At 66.4% G+C, this 19001-nt stretch carries 20 protein-coding genes; 10 read left to right on the forward strand and 10 right to left on the reverse strand.

Annotation, left to right across the window (positions count from 1 at the left end):
- Positions 1 to 74: 74 nt before the first annotated feature.
- From DCO49_RS05140 to DCO49_RS05150, 4 genes are all read left to right on the forward strand, one after another.
- Entirely contained in the window at positions 75 to 461 is a 387-nt protein-coding gene (locus tag DCO49_RS05140; RefSeq protein WP_116863103.1) for an SseB family protein, read from the forward strand.
- Between the two features lie 12 nt (positions 462 to 473).
- Positions 474 to 644, forward strand: coding sequence for a hypothetical protein (locus tag DCO49_RS20280; RefSeq protein ID WP_165835679.1), 171 nt, complete (start codon positions 474 to 476; stop codon positions 642 to 644).
- A gap of 160 nt (positions 645 to 804) precedes the next feature.
- Positions 805 to 1116, forward strand: coding sequence for a hypothetical protein (locus DCO49_RS05145; RefSeq protein WP_243402667.1), 312 nt, complete (start codon positions 805 to 807; stop codon positions 1114 to 1116).
- Positions 1113 to 1415 carry a hypothetical protein gene (locus tag DCO49_RS05150; protein ID WP_116863104.1) on the forward strand — a complete coding sequence of 101 codons (303 nt, stop codon included), beginning with the start codon at positions 1113 to 1115 and terminating at the stop codon, positions 1413 to 1415. Before DCO49_RS05145 ends, DCO49_RS05150 begins: the two co-directional genes overlap by 4 nt.
- A gap of 135 nt (positions 1416 to 1550) precedes the next feature.
- Here the strand turns inward: DCO49_RS05150 and DCO49_RS05155 are convergent, their stop codons facing one another.
- The 4 genes from DCO49_RS05155 to DCO49_RS05170 form a co-directional block, all read right to left on the reverse strand.
- Positions 1551 to 5129, reverse strand: a complete 3579-nt coding sequence (locus tag DCO49_RS05155; protein ID WP_116863105.1) for a M1 family aminopeptidase — start codon at positions 5127 to 5129, stop codon at positions 1551 to 1553.
- 13 nt (positions 5130 to 5142) lie between these two features.
- Positions 5143 to 6042: an ABC transporter ATP-binding protein gene (locus DCO49_RS05160; protein WP_116863106.1), complete on the reverse strand. Its 900-nt coding sequence runs from the start codon at positions 6040 to 6042 to the stop codon at positions 5143 to 5145.
- 70 nt (positions 6043 to 6112) lie between these two features.
- Complete coding sequence (locus DCO49_RS20285) at positions 6113 to 6523, reverse strand: hypothetical protein (protein ID WP_165835680.1); 411 nt, start codon at positions 6521 to 6523, stop codon at positions 6113 to 6115.
- 95 nt (positions 6524 to 6618) lie between these two features.
- On the reverse strand, positions 6619 to 7650 hold the full coding sequence (locus DCO49_RS05170; RefSeq protein WP_116863107.1) for a LacI family DNA-binding transcriptional regulator: 1032 nt from the start codon (positions 7648 to 7650) through the stop codon (positions 6619 to 6621).
- Between the two features lie 375 nt (positions 7651 to 8025).
- Between DCO49_RS05170 and DCO49_RS05175 the strand changes: the two genes are divergently transcribed.
- From DCO49_RS05175 to DCO49_RS05195, 5 genes are all read left to right on the forward strand, one after another.
- Positions 8026 to 8604 carry a single-stranded DNA-binding protein gene (locus tag DCO49_RS05175; protein ID WP_116863108.1) on the forward strand — a complete coding sequence of 193 codons (579 nt, stop codon included), beginning with the start codon at positions 8026 to 8028 and terminating at the stop codon, positions 8602 to 8604.
- Positions 8605 to 8817: 213 nt separating this feature from the next.
- Positions 8818 to 9714 (forward strand): TIM barrel protein, encoded by an 897-nt coding sequence (locus tag DCO49_RS05180; protein ID WP_116863109.1) that lies wholly within the window; start codon positions 8818 to 8820, stop codon positions 9712 to 9714.
- A 27-nt stretch (positions 9715 to 9741) separates the two neighbouring features.
- Positions 9742 to 11427, forward strand: a complete 1686-nt coding sequence (locus tag DCO49_RS05185) for a GMC family oxidoreductase (RefSeq protein WP_116863110.1) — start codon at positions 9742 to 9744, stop codon at positions 11425 to 11427.
- A complete protein-coding gene (locus DCO49_RS05190) occupies positions 11427 to 12002 on the forward strand; it encodes a gluconate 2-dehydrogenase subunit 3 family protein (protein ID WP_116863111.1) in 576 nt (191 codons plus the stop codon). The genes DCO49_RS05185 and DCO49_RS05190 overlap by 1 nt, the downstream gene beginning before the upstream one ends.
- Positions 12002 to 12751, forward strand: coding sequence for a DUF1080 domain-containing protein (locus DCO49_RS05195; RefSeq protein WP_207776461.1), 750 nt, complete (start codon positions 12002 to 12004; stop codon positions 12749 to 12751). The genes DCO49_RS05190 and DCO49_RS05195 overlap by 1 nt, the downstream gene beginning before the upstream one ends.
- Positions 12752 to 12760: 9 nt before the next feature.
- On the opposite strand, the gene DCO49_RS05200 is transcribed toward DCO49_RS05195, so the two are convergent.
- From DCO49_RS05200 to DCO49_RS05220, 5 genes are read right to left on the reverse strand one after another with little or no spacing between them, the layout of a single operon-like run.
- Entirely contained in the window at positions 12761 to 13057 is a 297-nt protein-coding gene (locus tag DCO49_RS05200; protein ID WP_165835681.1) for a cytochrome c, read from the reverse strand.
- Between the two features lie 18 nt (positions 13058 to 13075).
- Positions 13076 to 13942 carry a sugar phosphate isomerase/epimerase gene (locus tag DCO49_RS05205; RefSeq protein ID WP_116863113.1) on the reverse strand — a complete coding sequence of 289 codons (867 nt, stop codon included), beginning with the start codon at positions 13940 to 13942 and terminating at the stop codon, positions 13076 to 13078.
- Between the two features lie 19 nt (positions 13943 to 13961).
- A complete protein-coding gene (locus tag DCO49_RS05210; RefSeq protein WP_116863114.1) occupies positions 13962 to 15086 on the reverse strand; it encodes a Gfo/Idh/MocA family oxidoreductase in 1125 nt (374 codons plus the stop codon).
- 11 nt (positions 15087 to 15097) lie between these two features.
- Complete coding sequence (locus DCO49_RS05215) at positions 15098 to 16315, reverse strand: nucleoside permease (RefSeq protein ID WP_116863115.1); 1218 nt, start codon at positions 16313 to 16315, stop codon at positions 15098 to 15100.
- A 27-nt stretch (positions 16316 to 16342) separates the two neighbouring features.
- The gene (locus tag DCO49_RS05220; RefSeq protein WP_116863116.1) at positions 16343 to 17395 is read right to left on the reverse strand and encodes a sugar phosphate isomerase/epimerase family protein; all 1053 of its coding nucleotides are present in this window, start codon (positions 17393 to 17395) and stop codon (positions 16343 to 16345) included.
- Positions 17396 to 17490: 95 nt separating this feature from the next.
- Between DCO49_RS05220 and DCO49_RS05225 the strand changes: the two genes are divergently transcribed.
- Positions 17491 to 18498, forward strand: coding sequence for a LacI family DNA-binding transcriptional regulator (locus DCO49_RS05225; protein ID WP_116863117.1), 1008 nt, complete (start codon positions 17491 to 17493; stop codon positions 18496 to 18498).
- A gap of 27 nt (positions 18499 to 18525) precedes the next feature.
- On the opposite strand, the gene DCO49_RS05230 is transcribed toward DCO49_RS05225, so the two are convergent.
- Complete coding sequence (locus DCO49_RS05230; protein ID WP_116863118.1) at positions 18526 to 18942, reverse strand: hypothetical protein; 417 nt, start codon at positions 18940 to 18942, stop codon at positions 18526 to 18528.
- Positions 18943 to 19001: the final 59 nt, after the last annotated feature.

The raw sequence follows: 19001 nt of genomic DNA on the forward strand, positions 1-19001 counted from the left end.
CTGCGCTTGGGAAGGCAGCCGAGCGTGGGCTCGGCTCTACAATAGGTCCCCCCTACCTACCTGCCGCAGCCGCCATGACCGACCTTGTCCCGCAGACCCCGATCGAAATCCTGCTGAAGGCCGCCATGGACGGAGCCGTACCGATCCGTGCCTTCATGGAAGCCTTCGTGGCCTCCGAGGTGGTGCTGCTGACCGGCAGCCTGGTCACCCCTGATGGCAGCGGCTTCGACCCGCTGCTGTTCGACAAGCAGGGCACCCTGCACGTGGCGGTGTTCACCGATCCGGCGCGGGTGGGCATCCACAGCCAGCAGGCCCCGCACCAGATCCGCTGGCTGATGCTGGACGTGCTGCGCCGAGTGCCCGGTGGCTACGGCGTGGTGGTCAACCCCGGCACCACGCTGGGCTTCGAGATCTCCGCCAGCGGCGTGGGCGAGATCCTGAAGGATTTGGCGCAGGGCTGAGCAGGATCTCCCATGGATTCGATTGATCGCACCGCCTCCCAGCATGAACGTCGGGCCGCGACCTGGCTGGTGACGGGCGTGGCTGTGTCGCTGGCGACAGGGCTGACGCTTGGTCTTCATGGGCTCCGTTTGCCCGGTGGCCAAGGCGTTGGCGGGATCCTGAAGGATCTCGCGCAGGTGTAGAGTCGAGCCATGCTCGACTTATCTGGCATCGTGCGAACGGCAGTCGAGCATGGCTCGACTCTACAAAAGCATCAGGCGGGCATGATTCAACGTTGCAGGATGCTTCCCTTCGCGCGCCATCCGTGATTCGCTTGGGCGACATCGGGATGCAGGCTCTGTCATGGAATTCAGGGAACTACCCAGCGGCGCGCCGGAGAATCTGCAGCTGGCCCAGTGGTACCACACGCAATGGGGCAAGGAAGCTGGCCTGTCGCTGGAACAGGAACTGCAGCGGCTCAACCAGCCGCAGGACGTCGGCGGTTTCCCGCACCGGATTGCTGCATTTCATGAAGGTCAGATAATCGGTGCGGTGCAACTCAAGCGTCGGGAAATGCAGGCGTTCCCGCAGTATGAGCATTGGCTGGGCAGTGTATTCGTGGCCGACAGCCATCGCTATCGCGTGTTGGTGATGGTGCGTAGGCTGCAGGCATGAACACACCTGCATCCCGGCATTCCCGTAACGCCCTGATCTTCCTGATCGCAGCCATCGTCGCTGCATTGCTGGCCCTGCCGCTGCTGCGTGCCGTGGGCATGGCGCAGTGGCCGGTGTTTGCCCTTGCCTGGCTGGTCAACCTGGGTGCGGCCTGGCATCTCGGCCAATGGGCGCGGCAGCAGGGCCGTCCGGCCTGGGCCCTCGGTGGGCCAGCGCTGCTGGGCACGGTCGCTTCGATCGTGGTGTATGGGCTGCTGGCGTTGCTGGGGCCTAAGCGCGGCGCATCGCCACAGCGGTAACGTGGGCAAGCTCTGCCAGGCATGGCCTGGCACTACTGGAATAGGCTCGAGGCATGCTCGACTCATCCCGTATGGGGCGAACAGCGGGTATCGGAGTGATGGAGGTGCCGGCAATCACCGGCACCTCCGCAGGCATCACATCGACACCTTCTTACGGTTGTCGTCGCTGTCGCGGTCGATGAGCTTGTTGTACGGATCGAACCCGGCCTCATCCGGCTTGCCGCCCACGGTCACGGTGATCGTCGGAGCGGCCTCGGTGATGTGCTGGCGCTGCAGGTACAGCACCTTCTGGTCGCGTTCCTTGCCGGAAGGCGCATTGGCGAACACGCCGATCTCGATCCAGTCATCCAGCGTGGCCGGGGTTTCCTTGCCCTGGCCATCGGCATGCACCTTGGTGGCGTGCAGCTTCAGGGTCACGTCGTAGCGGCCATCCGCACGCTTCTTCGCGCTGGCCGTCTCCAGCCGGTTGTCATAGAGGGTGATCTTCTCGAACAGATCGGTCAGCAACTGCTGGCGGTCGGCCGGTGCTTCGGCACGCAGGTAGCCCAGCAGTTCGCGCGAGGTGGTGTACGGCGGCTGCTGGTAGCCCTTGTCCTGCAGGAAGCGCTTCAGTGCGCGGTTCAGGGCGGCTTCGCCCATCTCTTCGCGCAGGCGGTAGAACACCAGCGAACCCTTGCGGTAGTGAATGTACTGCTGGTTCTCCACCCGCTCCAGCGGCAGTTCCTCGATGCGCTCGCTGCCACGCTCGGCCAGGTAGCGGTCCAGTTCGGTCTTCAGGAACTGGCGCATGTGCGCGCGGCCATACTCCTGTTCCATCACCATCAGTGCCGAGTACTGCGCCAGTGATTCGGACAGCATGGTGGCGCCCTGCACGTTGGCGCCGATCACCTGGTGCGCCCACCACTGGTGGGCGATCTCATGCGCGGTGACGTAGAACACGTAGTCCACGTTGTCCGGGTCGCGCAGGTCGGCGATGAAACCGATCGACTCGGAATAGGGAATGGTGTTGGCGAAGGACTGGGCGAAGCTGCGGTAGCCCGGGAACTCGATGATGCGCACCTGGCGGTGCTGGTACGGGGTGAAGTTCGCCTCGTAGTAGGCCAGCGACTTCTGCACGGCCTCGATCATCCGATCCACGTTGTAGGGGTGGGCCGGGTCGTAGTACACCTCGATCGGGATGTCCTTGTACATGCCCTTCTTCACCTGCCAGCGTGCGGACAGGTAGGCATAGAAGTTCAGCATCGGCCGGTCCATTGCGTAGCTGAAGCAGCGCCGCCCCTCCACGGTGGCTTCCTTCTGCAGGTAGCCCGGCGCCAGTGCCACCTGATCCGGAGCGGTGCAGATGGTGGTGCGGAAATCCAGCCAGTCGGCGTCGTTGGAAACGTAGTTGTTGGCGCGCGCGGCTTCATCTTCCAGCTTCGGCATGCGGGTCGGTTCGCCCAGCCCGCGCTTGCGGCGCTCGTTGCGATCCTTCAGCTCGCTGTTCTCGTCGTAGCCGAAGGACGGCAGCAATCCGCTGTTGAAGAACGTGCCGTTGTCCACGATGTTGCTGGGCGCCTGCCCGGCGGTGATGCCGTTGGGCTTCTGCTCGACGCGGAAATGAACCGTGCGCTGCTCGCCGGGCTGCAGCGGCGAGGCCAGCCGGTAGATGCGGTAGCCCAGGTCCACGTCGTGGTAGCTCAGGGTCTGCCCGCCGAGGTCGACCTTGATCAGCTCACGGTCGTCGCCCATCGAGATGTGGATGTCGTTGATCGGCGCCGCGTGCGGATTGCGGATGGTCCAGTCGGCATCGATGGTCACCGTCTGCGTTTCCGGACGCAGGTTCACGTGGTTGTCGATGGCGATGATGCGAGGCTGCGGCAGGTTCCGGTACTTGGACAACTCGCGCTCGTAGCGCACCTGCAGGTCACGCTGCTGGTCCGGCGACACGAACTCGTTGCGGATGTTGGTGCTCCAGTACAGCCAGCTGCCCAGGGCAACGAAGGCCACCAGCGATACAGCGAACCCCGCGCCGGTCGGACCGCGCAGGCGGTGCATGGCCAGCTTCATCCGCTCACGCAGACGTGTGCCGACGCCGCGCACCCAGAACGCAGAGGCCAGGAACAGCAGTGCGATCAGCAGCAGGGCCCAGTAAGCCTGGAACACCAGCTGGCCCGGCAGGAAGTGGCCGTAGCCATTCATGTCCGAATACGGGGCGTTGGGCCAGTTGCCGAAGTTGTACAGGTTCTGGGTGAAGTCCAGCAGCCCCAGTGCGACCTGGGCGATCATTACCACGATCAGCAGTGCGTAGCCGAAGAACTTGTTGTTGGTCAGCACCTGCAGGACCAGTGCCAGCCCACCCATCAGGACGTAGAACACCGAACCCAGCGCCAGGGCCTTCAGATACAGCAGTGGCTGCAGGTGGGTGAAGCCCTGGACCAGCTGCATCGCCATCGACACCACTGCGCCGATGAACTGGAACGCGGCAACGATGACCACCAGCGTGGTGAGCCGGGCGATCAGCGGTACCCAGTTGGGCACGGGCATGGCGTCGTTCACTTCGTTCAGGCGCGCGGTGCGCTCCTTCCAGATCAGTTCGCCCGAATAGAACAGCACGATGATCACCAGCAGCCAGCTGTAGGCGCCCTGCAGGGACGACAGCATTTCGGCGGTCACCGGCCATATCGGCGTGCCGTACAGCGCTCGCTGCTGCAGCGCGCCGGGGATGAAGTTGGCCAGGCCGAGGATCAGCAGCACGATGAAGGGAACGCTGCGCAGCACGCCGAAGGTATCGAAGCGTACCTGTCGCAGGAACTGCTGCAGGCTGGTGCCGGCGCCGAAGACCGGGCGCACGCGCGGTGCCACGATACGCGTCGGCCGTGCCGGTTCGGTGCTGGCAACGACCTTGCGCCGGCCCCAGCGGCTGCGGCCGCTGCCCGCGCGTTCGGTGCGGAACAGGGCGAAGGTGGCGGCGAACAGCGCGGCGGCTACACCCAGCCACAGGGCGCGGTTGGCCAGCAGGTAACCGGCTACCGGTGGCAGCTTCGTGTTGCTCTGCTCGGTCGCCCAGTAGCGCACGGCGCGGCCCAGCGCACGCACGCCCAGCGGTTCGGTCAGCGTGGCAATCCAGACGTTGTCGATATCCTTCAGCAACGAGGCACTCACCCCGTACAGCACGAAGTACCCGACCAGGCCGATGTAGACCCACAGGATCGAGCGGGTCACCGCCGCCAGCAGCGAGAGCAGCGCGGTGGTGAACACCACGTTGGGCAGGACGATCCAGGTGAACGTCCAGGCATACGCAGCCAGCGACACCGGTCCCACCCGCGCCTTGTCCACCCACGGCATGAACTGCCCCAGGAAGATGCCCAGTGCGATGATCAGGTAGACCACCAGGCTGGCGCAGATCGCGGCGAGGATGCGCCCGGCCAGGTAGTCGCGGCGCTTGATCGGGCTGGCGAAGATCAGTTCGGCGGTGCCCAGCTCGAAGTCACGCAGCAGGGCATCGCTGACGAACATCGTGGACACCAGCATGCACACCATGGTGAAGATGCCCATGAAGCGTGCGATGACGATGGGCGCGTTGCTGTGCACATTGCCGGTGCCGCCGCCGATCTGCACGGCTTCGGTGGAAGCAGCGGCGAAGGCCAGCGCGGCGAACAGGAAGGCCAGCAGCCACAGCAGCGGCGAACGCAGCTGCTCGCGCAGCTCGAAGCGGAAGAAGGTCAGGATCATGGTCTACTCCGAATCAGGCCGCGCGGGCACGCGCCTGCAGGCGCAGGCGCTGGAAGTAGACGTCCTCGAGATCGGGGGCCACGGCGCGGAAGCCATCGCCGGGATCGCTGGCACTGTGGACATGGATGACCGGGCGGCCGCCGACCAGGCGCGTGGACAGCACCACGTAGCGTGCTTCATGGTCGGCCAGCTCGGACGGATCGACCTGCTTGCGCCAGACCTGGTTTGCCAGCGCTTCAATGGCATCGGTCGGGCGGCCGGTCAGCAGCACCTGGCCCTTGTTCATGATGGCCATGCTCGGGCACAGGTCGGTCACGTCCTCCACGATGTGGGTGGACAGGATCACTGCGACGTTCTCGCCGATGGCGGCCAGCAGGTTGAGGAAACGGTTGCGTTCCTCCGGGTCGAGGCCGGCGGTGGGTTCATCGACGATGACCAGGCGCGGGTCGCCGAGCAGGGCCTGGGCGATGCCGAAGCGCTGGCGCATGCCGCCGGAGTAGGTGCCCAGCTTGCGCTTGCGCGCGTCCCACAGGTTCACCTGCTGCAGCAGGCCATCCACCACTTCGCGGCGCTGCACGCGCTGGGTCAGGCCCTTGAGCACGGCGAAGTGTTCCAGAAGGTCGAGCGCGCTGACCTTGGGGTAGACGCCGAAATCCTGCGGCAGGTAGCCCAGGCGGCGGCGCACGGCGTCCTTGTCGCGCAGCACGTCGATCGGCGCTTCGCCGGGAATGCTCAACACCGCGGTGCCGCTGTCGGCTTCCTGCAGCGTGGCCAGGGTACGCATCAGCGAGGATTTGCCGGCGCCGTTGGGGCCCAGCAGGCCGAACATGCCGCGCGGGATGTCCAGGGTGACCGCGTTCAACGCGTGGACGCCGTTGGCGTAGGTCTTGGACAGCGAGTCGATCTGCAGCATGCGCGTACACCTCTTCCCTGTGTGAATAGCGGTTTATCGCGCTGAATGCGGCGCCGGTCAATGCCAATGGTCATGGTTGCGGGCGTGGCCGGGCGTGCCTGCCGCGCGATTCCCCTTCGCCCGCGGATCGATCACCATCGGCCGCTATCCAGGGGAAAGAGAGCAGGGCGTGGGCGTGTATCTGTTGCTGAAGGACGATTCCGAGGCGCGCATCCGCCTGCTGGCACCTGAAGAAGGCGGCCGCCGCCAGCCCGCGTACAACGGCATCCGCTGGGACTTCGCCTATGCCGATGCGTCGGGCGAGCTCGAGCCGTTCATGATCTTCCCGGAGTTCCTTGGCGAGGATGGCCAGCCGCTGGCCGAAGACATCGCACTGCCGGTCGGCCCGTGGCTGCGGGCCAAGATGCGGATCGTGAACCGGGAACTGCGGCAGACCCTGCATCGCGATCGGATCGCCGAGGGTATCCGGTTCCATCGCCATGAGGGCCCGCACGTGTCCGCAGTAGGGGAAGTGGATTACCGGCCTCCACGAGACCCTGTAGAGCCGAGCCCATGCTCGGCTGCCGTTGCTCGGCTCTACATCCGCACGGAAGACTCGCGCACCACCAGTTTTACCGGAATGCTCAGGCTCTCCACCGGCTGCCGGCCGATCAGCGCCAACAGCTTCTCCACCAGCAGCTGGCCCGCCTGCTTGGTGTCCTGCTGCACCGTGGTCAGCGCCGGCGACACCGAGGCTGCCAGCGGAATATCGTCGAAGCCGGTCACCGCCACGTCCTGCGGCACGCGCAGGCCGGCCTCGCGCAATGCACGCATCGCACCGATGGCGATCAGGTCGCTGGCGGCGCAGATCGCATCGATGCGTTCACCGCGTGCCAGCAGCGCCTGGCAGGCTTCCTGCCCGGAGGCCTCGGTGGTGATCGCATCGTGCTGCAGCGCCGGGTCGGCGGCGAGTCCGTGGGTGCGCAGCGCCTCGACGTGGCCGCGGTAGCGCTCCTCGAATTCCGGGTAGTGGCTGGACGCATGGCCGAGGAAGGCGATGCGACGGCAGCCCTGCTGCAGCAGGTGGGTGGTGATGTCATGCCCGCCCTGGAAGTTGTCGCTGCCGATTGACACACCCGGCTGGCCGGGCAGGGCCGCGCCCCAGCGCACGAAATGCGTGCCCTGTTCGACCAGTCGCTGCAGGCGGTCGCGCGACTGGTGGTAGTCGCCGTAGCCCAGCAGGATGATGCCATCGGCCTTGTTGCTGTCCTCGTAATCGGCCTGCCAGTCGGTGGACAGCTGCTGGAAGGACACCAGCAGGTCCTGCCCATGCAGCGCGCAGGCGCGGGTGATCGAGCCCAGCATCGAGTGGAAGAACGGGTTGATCAGCGAGTCATCGTTGGTCGGGTCTTCGAAGAACAGCAGGGCCAGCGTGCCGGCGTTGCGCAGGCGCAGGCTGGAGGCGTTCTTGTCGACCTTGTAGTTCAGCTCGCGGGCGATGCGCAGGATGCGCTCGCGGGTTTCGGCGTTGACCATCGGGCTGCCGCGCAGGGCACGCGACACCGTGGGCTGGGAAACCCCGGCCAGGTGGGCGATGTCCAGGGACGTGGCTTTGCCTTTGATGGTCATGGAGGGAGCAGGCGGGGAGATTCACGGATGATGCCACGGGTGGCTGCTGCTGGCCCTGTGGATGTCTTGCCGGGGAGACGGATCGGACAGCGCTTGGCTGTGACGCGACCGGACCCGCCCGGTGCGGACAGGTCCAGACCATTCCTGCTGTCGGCTGGGTTGAACGGCCCCCCAGGCCTGACAGGACAAGGGCCTAGGGGGCAATCCGGCCGCCGCCGGGGGCTTCCCTGACCGGGCGGAAGGCGGTGGCGATGATAAGATGGGACATTCTTGAATTCCCCCAAATGCATCGGGGGCGGCCCCGGGCCACTGCCTCCTGCCAGGAGGACGTGCTATCACTCGTGGTCTGCCCCTGTACAACGGACGAACACACCTATGGCGCGTGGCATCAACAAAGTCATCCTGGTCGGCAACCTCGGCAACGACCCGGACGTGAAGTACACCCAGGGCGGCATGGCGATCACCCGCATCAGCCTGGCCACCACCAGCGTCCGCAAGGACAAGGACGGCAACCAGCAGGAGCGCACCGAATGGCACCGCGTGGTGTTCTTCGGCAAGCTCGGCGAAATCGCCGGCGAATACCTGCGCAAGGGCAGCTCGGTCTACGTTGAAGGCAGCCTGCGCTACGACAAGTACACCGGCCAGGATGGCGTGGAGAAGTACTCCACCGACATCATCGCCGACGAAATGCAGATGCTGGGCGGCCGCGGTGAAGGCGGCGGTGGCGGCGGTGGTGGCAACTTCGGCGGCGACCGTCCGCAGCGCCAGCAGGCCCCACGCCAGGAGTACGGCGGCGGTGGCGGCGGCCAGCGTGGCGGCCAGGGCGGTGGTTACGGCAACCAGGGCGGTGGCAACCAGGGTGGCGGCTACGGCAACCAAGGCGGCAACCAGCGCCCGCAGCCGCAGCAGGCACCACCGATGGACGACTTCGCTGACGACGATATTCCGTTCTGATGCATGCCTGGCAACAGGCACAGGCGTGAATCCAGAAGGAGCCCCATTCGTGGGGCTCTTTTTTTTTGCGTGTCAGGTGAGAAACGTTGTGCTCCGCAGCATGGCTTTTCGTGCACCGCGTCTTGCAAAAAAAATAATTCCTCCCGTATGGTGCAATCGATTGCATTGCTGTGAATGCTCAGTGTTTGCACCGGTTGGGAGGCCGGGAAGTGGATGTCGATCCATTCCATCGAACCGGCGCCTGCGCCGGGGCTCACGCGGCGCGATGCGCTGCGCATGGCCGTCGCCGGCAGCCTGGGCCTGGCGGCTGCAGGCGTTCTGCCCTCTGTCGCGTCTGCTGCGTCCCTCAAGGGCCGGCTGAAGCACTCCGTCGCCCGCTGGACCTTTCCGCAGTTGTCGGTCGCCCAGCTCTGCCAGACCGTGAAGGGCCTCGGCTTTGCCGCCATCGACCTGGTCGGCCCGGAGGACTGGCCCACCTTGAAAGCGCATGGCGTGGACAGCGCGATGTGCAACGGCGCCGAGCTGGGCCTGACCAAGGGCTTTGCCGGCCGAGAATTCCACGATGCGCTGGTGGCGCGCTACACCCAGCACATCGACCGGGTCGCCGATGCCGGCTATCGCAACCTCATCTGCTTCTCCGGCAACCGCAACGGCATGGACCCCCAGCAGGGCATGGCCAACGCCGAGGCTGGCCTCAAGCGCATTCTCGGCCATGCCGAGAAGCGTGGCGTCGTACTGGTGATGGAGCTGCTGAACTCGCGCGTCGACCATCCCGACTATCTGTGCGACCACTCGGCCTGGGGCGTGGAGCTGTGCAAGCGGCTCGGCTCGGACAATTTCGGCCTGCTCTACGACATCTACCACATGCAGATCATGGAGGGCGACATCATCGCCACCATCGGTCGGGACCACGCGTACTTCAAGCACTACCACACCGCAGGCGTGCCTGGCCGGCACGAGATCGGTGACCAGCAGGAACTGAACTATCCGGCCATCTGTCGCGCGATCCGCGACACCGGTTTTGATGGGTATCTGGCGCAGGAATTCATGCCTGCAGCGCCCGATCCCGTTGGCTCATTGCGCGAGGCGATCCGTCTCTGCGACGTCTGAAACGATATCCACCCAGGTGATAGACCCATGGCAGATAATCATTACGACGCCATCGTTGTTGGCTCGGGAATCAGTGGCGGTTGGGCGGCGAAGGAACTGACCGAAAAAGGTCTCAAAGTCCTGATGCTGGAACGCGGGCGCAACATCGAGCACGTGAAGGACTACGTCAATGCGATGAAGGAACCGTGGGACTTCCCGCATCGCAACCGGCCGACACAGGCGATGAAGGCCGCGTTCCCGGTGCTGATGCGCGACTACGCCCTTGCCGAGAACCTGGAAGGCATGTGGGCCGACGAACAGGACTCGCCTTACATCGAGACCAAGCGCTTCGACTGGTTTCGTGGCTACCACGTCGGTGGCCGTTCGCTGATGTGGGGGCGTCAGAGCTACCGCTTCTCCGATCTGGATTTCGAAGCGAACCTCAAGGAAGGCATCGCCACCGACTGGCCGATCCGCTATGCCGACATCGCGCCGTGGTACGACCACGTGGAGAAGTTCGCTGGCATCGCCGGCACGCGCGAGGGGCTGGATGTGCTGCCTGATGGCGAGTTCCTGCCACCGATCCCGCTGAACATCGTCGAGAAGGACGTCGCCGCGCGGATCCAGAAGGCGTTTGGTGGCACGCGCCACATGATCCACTCGCGCACCGCCAACATCACCAAGCCGATGCCCGAGCAGGGCCGGGTCAACTGCCAGTACCGCAACAAGTGCATTCTCGGCTGTCCCTTCGGCGCCTACTTCTCGACCCAGGCGGCCACGCTGCCGGCGGCGATGAAGACCGGCAACCTGACGCTGCGGCCGTTCTCGATCGTCAAGGAAGTGCTCTACGACAAGGACCGCAAGCGTGCGCGCGGCGTGGAGGTCATCGACGCCGAGACCGGCCAGACCTACGAGTACACGGCCAAGGTCATCTTCCTCAATGCGTCGTCGTTCAATTCGACGTGGCTGCTGATGAACTCGGCCACCGATGTCTGGGACGGGGGATTGGGCTCGTCGTCCGGTGAACTCGGGCACAACGTGATGGACCATCACTTCGGCGCGGGCGCATCGGGCCGGGTGGAAGGCTACGACGACAAGTACTACTTCGGCCGTCGTCCCTGCGGCTTCTATATTCCGCGCTTCCGCAACGTGGCGGCGGACAAGCGTGGCTATCTGCGCGGCTTCGGCTACCAGGGCGGTGCCAGCCGCAACGGCTGGTCACGCGAGATCGCCGAGCTGAACATCGGTGCCGACCTGAAGGAGGCACTGAGCCTGCCCGGTGACTGGCGCATCGGCATGACCGGTTTTGGCGAGATGCTGCCGCACCACGACAACACCATCCGCCTGGACCACGAACGCAAGGACAAGTGGGGGCTGCCGGTGCTGGCGATGGACGTTACCATGCGCGAGAACGAGAAGGCGATGCGCAAGGACATGGCGGTTGATGCGGCGGAAATGCTGGAAGCGGCCGGCGTCAAGGACGTGGAGATGCACGACAACGACTATGCGCCGGGCAAGGGCATCCACGAAATGGGCACCGCACGCATGGGCCGTGATCGGAAGACCTCGGTCCTCAATGCCAACAACCAGGTCTGGGATGCGCCCAACGTCTATGTCACCGACGGTGCGTGCATGACATCCAGTGCCTGCGTGAACCCGTCGCTGACCTACATGGCGCTGACCGCGCGGGCCGCCGACCATGCCGTGCGCGAACTGAAAGCGGGGAATCTCTGATGGACCGCCGTGAACTGCTGAAGATGATCTTTGCCGCCACCGGTGCGGCGATGATCGGCCTGCCGGCGCTGGCCAGTGCCAAGCTGCCGGCTGCGCCGCCAGGCGCTGGCTTCTCCGATGCCGAGATCGCCACGCTGGATGAAATCGCCGAGACCATCCTGCCGCGGACCCGCACGCCCGGCGCGAAGGATGCGGCCACTGGCGCCTTCATGGCGCGGTTCGTGACCGACTGCTACACCGCCCGCCAGCAGGCGACGTTCCGCGCTGGCCTGGCCGACATCGACAAGCGCGCCGGCGGAAGCTTCGTGGCCCTTGCGCCCGAGGCGCGCACCTCGCTGCTGCGCACGCTGGATGCCGAGGCCCGCAAGCGTGCGGTCGAGGTGAGCGAGACCGGCACAGGGGAAACTGCGAAGGCGATGCCGCATCCGTTCACCATGATCAAGCAATTGGCCATCTTCGGCTTCTTCACCTCGAAACAGGGCGCGACCGAAGTGCTGAAGTACGTCGCCGTGCCCGGACGCTACGATGGTGACATGGCCTATGTGCCAGGTACGCCGGCCTGGGCCACCAGCTGATGGAGTACGACAGGATGATCAGAATTTTCTTGATGGCCGCGGGCGTGCTGGCGGCAGTGCCGGCGTTCGCGCAGGCCGGTGCGGAGCGTGATCCGGCGAAGACCGAGGTATGGGCGCCGGTGGCGGACGTTGCCACGCCGGTCGGCGCTGCGCCGTCGGACGCCATCGTGCTGTTCGATGGCAAGGACGTGTCCGCCTGGGAGGCGGAGCAGGGCGGGCGGGTACCGTGGACGGTGGCGGACGGCGCGATGACCGTGGTGCCGGGCAGCAAGGGCATCCGCACCCGGCAGCGTTTCTGTGACATGCAGCTGCATGTCGAGTGGCGCACGCCGACCGATACCAAGGGGTTCGACGGCCAGAACCGCGGCAACAGCGGCATCTTCCTGCAGGAGCTGTATGAGCTGCAGGTGCTCGACAGCCACGGCAACCCGACCTACGCCAATGGCCAGGCCGGCTCGATCTACAAGCAGGCCATGCCGCTGGTGAATGCCTCGCGTGCGCCCGGCCAGTGGCAGGCCTATGACATCATCTGGAAGGCGCCGCGGTTCTCCGCCGGTGGCGGGCTGACCTCGCCGGCGCGCATCACCGTGCTGCACAACGGCGTGCTGGTGCAGGACGACACCGTGCTGGCGGGCCGGACGGAGTACATCGGCGCGCCGTCGTACTCACCGCATGGCTGCGCGCCGCTGTATCTGCAGGAGCATGCCTCCAAGGTCAGCTACCGCAACATCTGGGTGCGCGAGCTGTAACGCTAGCGCCTACTTCGCCAAGTAGCTGGCGAGGTCATCGATCTCCTGCGCGGACAGCTGGGAGAAGGGCGGCATCAGCCCGCCGCCCTTGCTGATCTTTTCCTTGATCTGTGCCGGCGGCAGGCGCTTGCCGATGTCGGTGAGCGCGGGGAATGCGCCGGGCATGCCCGCGCGATCGGCACCGTGGCAGGCCACGCAGTTCGTCGCGTACAGCTTGGCGCCTGCAGCAGGATCTTCCTTGGACCACGCCGGCAGCGCATGGGTCGCCGCGCACAGGGTCAGGGCCAGGGTCAGGACAGTTTTCAAACGAAGCTCCTTGGCGGGCTAGCGCGAAGCGCGGGCGGGCAGGCTGACGGTCAGGTGTTCACGCAGGTAGTCGGCGCCGGTCTGGATCACCTTGGCCGGGTCACGCGGCTGGTCGTGCTCGACGATGTACCACGTCACGCCCGCACTGGCGGCAGCCGGCAGGATCGCGTCCCAGTCGAGCACGCCCTGGCCGACGGCGGCGAATCCGCCTGCATCTTCGGCCTGGCCCTTGGGCGCGTTGTCCTTGGCATGCACCGCGAACAGGCGGCCGCGGAACTTGCCCAGCATCACCACCGGGTCGTGGCCGGAGCGGGCCACCCAGGCCAGGTCCAGCTCGGTCTGCAGGTTCGGGCCGGCGGCTTCGAACAGCAGCTCCAGGCCGGTGCGCCCATCGAAGTCGACCAGCTCGAAGTCATGGTTGTGGTAGGCCAGGCGCATGCCCTTGGCGCGCACCCGTTCGGAAATGCCGCCCAGTTCCTTGCCCAGCGCGGCCCAGCCGGCGGCATCTTTCGGCCGATCCTTGCTGTCCAGGTAGGGCACCACCAGCGTGGTGTTGCCGATGGCACGGTTGAAGGCCACGACCTTGTCGAGGTCATTGCGCAGGTCGGCCAGTGCGGTGTGCGAGGAAATCGCCTTGATGCCGTACTTGTCGAGCAGCTGCTTCAGCTCTGCCGCGCTGACGTCCTGCGTGCCGACGGTTTCCACCGCATGCACGCCCGCGTCGTGGACGATCTTCAGCTGCTGGTCGAGCGTGCCGGCGTTGCGCAGCGTGTACATCTGCACCGCAATGGGCTTTCCAGCGCCGCCGGTTTCCGCAGCGAAGACGGGCAGGGTGGCGAGCAGCAGCAGTGCGGCGGTGGCGATGCTGCGTGTTGGAGCCTTCATCCGTACATCCTCCAGGGGTTCATTCGAGGGTGGCCCAGGCGTGCGACCTGGCCGATGCGATGACGCGGTCGACGATCCGCGCCGAGCGCAGGCCGTCTTCGAAGGTAGGCAGGCCCTGCGGCGTTTCACCGTCGATGGCGCGATAGGTGTCGGCGACGAAGGCCTCGAAGCATTGCGCGTAGCCCTGCGCATGGCCGGGCGGCAATGTCGACAGACGACGCTGTTCGGCACTGCCGGCGCCGGGGCCGCGCACGAAGGTTTCTTCGCGCTGGTCGGGCCGGCCGATCCACAGCCGCTCGGGATCTTCCTGGTTGAACGCCACGCTGGCCTTGGTGCCATCGATCTCGAACCAGAGGCGGTTGTGCCGCCCCGCCGAGACCTGGCTGACGGTCAGCGATGCCAATGTGCCGGCGCCGGTGCGGAACATCGCCATGGCCACGTCCTCGCTGGACACTGCCTGCGTCGCGCCACCTGCCGCGGGTGTGCTGAAACTCTGTGCGCCTTCGGCGCTGCGCTCGGCGATCACCGTGGCGAAGGCCGCGCTGACTTCGGTGAAGCGCTCGCCGCTCACCCATTCCACCAGGTCGCACCAGTGCGAGCCGATGTCGGCGAACACGCGCGAGGTGCCGCCCAGTACCGGATCGACGCGCCAGTTGTTGCTGGCCGGGTCCAGCAGCCAATCCTGCAGGTAGCTGCCGTGGATGAGGTGCAGGGGCCCGAGGTCGCCGGCCGCGATGCGTGCGCGGGCCTCGCGGACCACCGGGTGGTAGCGGTAGACGAAGGGCACCGTGGCGACCAGGCCGCTGGATGCGGCCAACGATGCCAGCGCTTGTGCATCGTCGAGGGTCGTGGCCAGCGGCTTCTCGCAGATCACGTGCTTGCCGGCTTCCAGTGCGGCCTGCGCCATCGGCCGGTGCAGGTGGTTGGGCGTGCACACATGCACCACCTGGACCTGCGGATCGGCGACGACCTCGTCAATATCGCGGTAAGCGCGCGGCACACTCCATGCCTGCGCCACCTCATTCGCGCGCTGCGAAGAAGACGCCGCCACGCCGCGCACTTCGGCACCGGCGAGCAGGGCGGCGCGGCGGTGCACCGCGGCGATCATCCCCGTGCCGATAATGGCGATTCCCAGCTTAGGCATCGGCGTTGTTCTCAGCGGGAAGTGGCTGCGGCAGCAGCGGCGGGGCGATCGCGGAACAGCAGCAGGAAGGCGATGAGCACGACCAATGCAACGCCGGCCGGGAACAGCCAGATCTGCTGCCAGTCCGGCCCTGCGGCCGTGGTGTAGTGCTCCACCACCGCGCCGGACAGGAAGGTGCCGATCAGCATGCCCACGCCGTAGGTGGCCAGGGTGATGAAGCCCTGCGCGCTGCTGCGTGCTTCAGGTCCCGCATGTGCATCGGTGTAGATCTGCCCGGTGACGAAGAAGAAGTCGTAGCAGATGCCGTGCAGGACGATGCCGATCACCAGCAGCGAGAAGCCGCCGCCGGCATCACCGAAGGCAAACAGCGCATAGCGCACCACCCAGGCGGCCATGCCCACCGCCAGCATGGTCTTCACCCCCAGCCGCACGAACAGGAACGGCATGGCCAGCATCAGCAGCACTTCGGACACCTGGCCCAGCGACTGCAGGCCGGCCGCGCCGCGCACGCCCAGGTCGTTGAGGTACGGGTTGGTGAAGTTGTAGTAGAACGACAGCGGGATGCAGATGGCGATGGAGGCCAGGAAGAACACCAGGTAGGCGCGTGACTTCAGCAGGCGCAGCGAATCCAGGCCGAGGATCTGCCCGAGCCCGGCGTCGCGCTGCTTCGCCAGTGGCGGCGTGTGCGGCAGGGTGAAGGCATACAGGCCCGACAGCAGCGAGGCCACCGCCGCCATCCGGAAGGTGAGTTCAAGACGGTGCGCCTGTTCCCAGCCCAGCCAGCCGATCAGCACGCCGGCGATGATCCAGCCGATGCTGCCGGCCACCCGCACCAGCGGGAACTGTTTCTCGGGCGACTGCATGTGCCGCATCGCCACGCTGTTGGCCAGCGCCAGCGTCGGCATGAACAGCAGCATGTAGCCCATCACGCAGGCGGAAAACATGCTGAAGCTGGTCGCGGTGGAGGCCAGCCACATCAGCACCGCGCCGGCCAGGTGCAGTACCGCCAAGATGCGCTGCGCGGCGAAGTAGCGGTCCGCGATCAGGCCGACCAGGAAGGGAGCGACGATCGCGCCGATGGACTGGCTGAGGAAGGCGGTGGCCACCTGGCTGGCGCTGGCCTGCAGCGGGCCCTGCACCAGGTAGGTGCCAAGGGTGACGAACCACGCCCCCCAGATGAAGAACTGCAGAAACATCATCGCGCCCAAGCGCGACATGGCGTGCGTCATGGTTTGCCCTCCCGGGGCGGTGTCAGCTCAGATTCCCAGCATGCGGTGCAGTGATGCGGCGTCGCTGCCACTGTCAGCGAAGTCGTCGAAGGCGCGCCCGGTGACCCGGATGATGTGCTCGCGGATGAAGGCGGCGCCCTCCCGTGCGCCGTCCTCGGGGTGCTTCAGGCAGCACTCCCATTCCAGGACCGCCCAGCCGGGGAAGTCATACTGCGCGAACTTCGAGAAGATGCCCTTGAAGTCGACCTGTCCATCGCCGAGCGACCGGAACCGGCCTGGCCGATCGATCCAGTCCTGGTAGCCGCCATAGACGCCGCTGCGGGCGCTGGCGTGGTACTCCGCATCCTTGACGTGGAAGATGCCGATGCGCGCGTGGTAGCGGTCGATGAAGCCGAGGTAGTCCATCTGCTGCAGCAGCAGGTGGCTGGGGTCGTAGAGGATCTTCGCGCGCGGATGATGGTCGACCACCTCGAGGAAGCGCTCGAAGGTCGCGCCGTCGTGCAGGTCTTCACCCGGGTGTATCTCGAAGCACAGGTCGACGCCGCAGTCGTCGAACGCATCGAGGATCGGGCGCCAGCGGCGGCCCAGTTCGGCGAAGGCTTCTTCCACAAGACCGGGCGGGCGCTGCGGCCAAGGGTACATGTAGGGCCAGGCCAGTGCGCCGGAGAAGGTGGCGTGTGCGGTCAGCCCCAGGCGCTGGCTGGCCTTGGCGGCCAGCATCAGCTGATCCACGGCCCAGGCCTGGCGGGCGGCAGGATCGCCGCGCGTGTCTGCCGGGGCGAATCCGTCAAACAGGCTGTCATAGGCGGGGTGGACGGCGACCAACTGCCCCTGCAGGTGGGTCGACAATTCGGTGATCTGCACGCCGTGCCCGGCAAGCATCCCGGCCACGTCGTCGCAGTAGGTCTGGCTGCGCGCCGCCTCGGCCAGGTCGAACAGGTGAGGCGCAGTAGTGGGCACTTGTACGCCAGAATAGCCCAGCCCCGCGGCCCATCCGGCCAGCGTGTCCAGCCGATCAAAAGGAGCCTTGTCGCCGATGAACTGCGCCAGGAAAAGCGCCGGACCCTTGAGCGTCCTCACGTTGATTCGCCCTCGATGCAATCGATTGCATTACCCTAGCATGGGCTTTCCACAGACCCGTTGTGCAGTGCACAGCGGCAACAGGAGCTAGGACCATGGCAACCATCTACGACATCGCAAAGCACGTAGGCGTCTCCGCGGGCACGGTGTCGCGGGCGCTGTCGCGGCCGGAAAAAGTGCTGCCGGCCACCCGTGCGCGCATCGAACAGGCGGCCGCCACGCTGGGTTATGTGCCCAACACGGTGGCCCGCACGCTGAAGACCCAGCGCAGCGGCAAGATCCTGGTGACCGTGCCGGACATCGCCAACCCGTTCTTCGCGCAGATCCTGCAGGGCGCCGAAGAGGCAGCGCAGGCCGTCGGCTACGCCGTGCTGCTGGGCGATACCCAGCACCAGCCCGACCGCGAGGAACGCTACGCGCAGATGCTCCGGCGCAACGAAGCCGATGGCCTGATCGTGCTGGGGCACCGGCTGCCGCCGACCGCGCGCGAGATCGTGCAGGCGCTGGGCGCCGCCGCGCCGGTGGTCAACGGCTGCGAGTTCGATCCCGCGCTGGGCATTCCCAGCGTGCACATCGACAACGCCGCCGCCGCGCGCGCGGTGATGGAGCACCTGTATGCACTCGGCCATGAGCGCATCGCCGTTGTGGGCGGGCCGCCGGACAATCCGCTGCACCAGCAGCGCCTGGAGGGCGTGCGCAGTGCCGGCAACGCGCGTGGCCGGCTGCGCAGCCTGAGCGTCGTACCCGGTGATTTCTCGCTGGAATCCGGCCATGCGGCGGCGAAGGCGCTGCTCGCGCTTCCGCGCGCGCCGACCGCGGTGTTCTGCTTCAGCGACCAGATGGCGCTGGGTGCGCTGGCTGCCTGCCGCGACCTGGGCATCCGCGTGCCCGACCAGCTGTCCATCGTCGGTTTCGATGATCTCGCCTCGTCCAGCTTCCTGACGCCGCCGCTGACCACCATCCGCCAGCCGATGCGGGAAATCGGTGCGCGTGCGGTCAACCTGCTGCTGGCGATCATCGAACGCGTCGATGTGCCGCTGCAGCAGACGCTGGATTTCAGCCTGATGCTGCGGGGCTCGACGGCCGCGCCTGCCGCCGGCTGAGCGGCAGGCGCCGGGCAGGGCGCGGTGTTACTTCAGGTGGGCCTTGGCGCAGGCCAGCACGTGGTTGTAGTCGCTGGACATGCACTGGTAGAAGTCGCGTTTGGCGTCCGTCGCGCCTTCGCAGTCGGCATCGGTGATCTGCGGCAGCAGACCGCGCATCGGCGTGGCCATGGCCTCGAACTTCGCGGCATCCATGTAGCCGCCGGCCACGTTCTTCGCGCCGACTTCCAGCATGGTTTCCAGCCCGTAGCGCGCGTTCTCGACGGCCTTGCGGCAGGACAGCTCGGCATCGGTGCGCTGTACTTCCAGCAGCGAGGCGGCGATGGCTTCGGCATCGGCCTTGACCTGCGGCGGTAGCGGCGTCGTGTCGGCAGCGCTGCCCGCGGCCAGCGTCGGCAGAGGGCACAGCATCAACAGCAGGGCGGCGGGCAGCAGGCGGGGCATCGGGCATCCATGCGGGCAGGTGGGGTGCCAGTGTGCGCTGGCGTGGGCGCGGCCGCCAG

It is taken from the genome of Stenotrophomonas sp. SPM (assembly GCF_003105135.1).
Taxonomy (GTDB): Bacteria; Pseudomonadota; Gammaproteobacteria; order Xanthomonadales; family Xanthomonadaceae; genus Stenotrophomonas.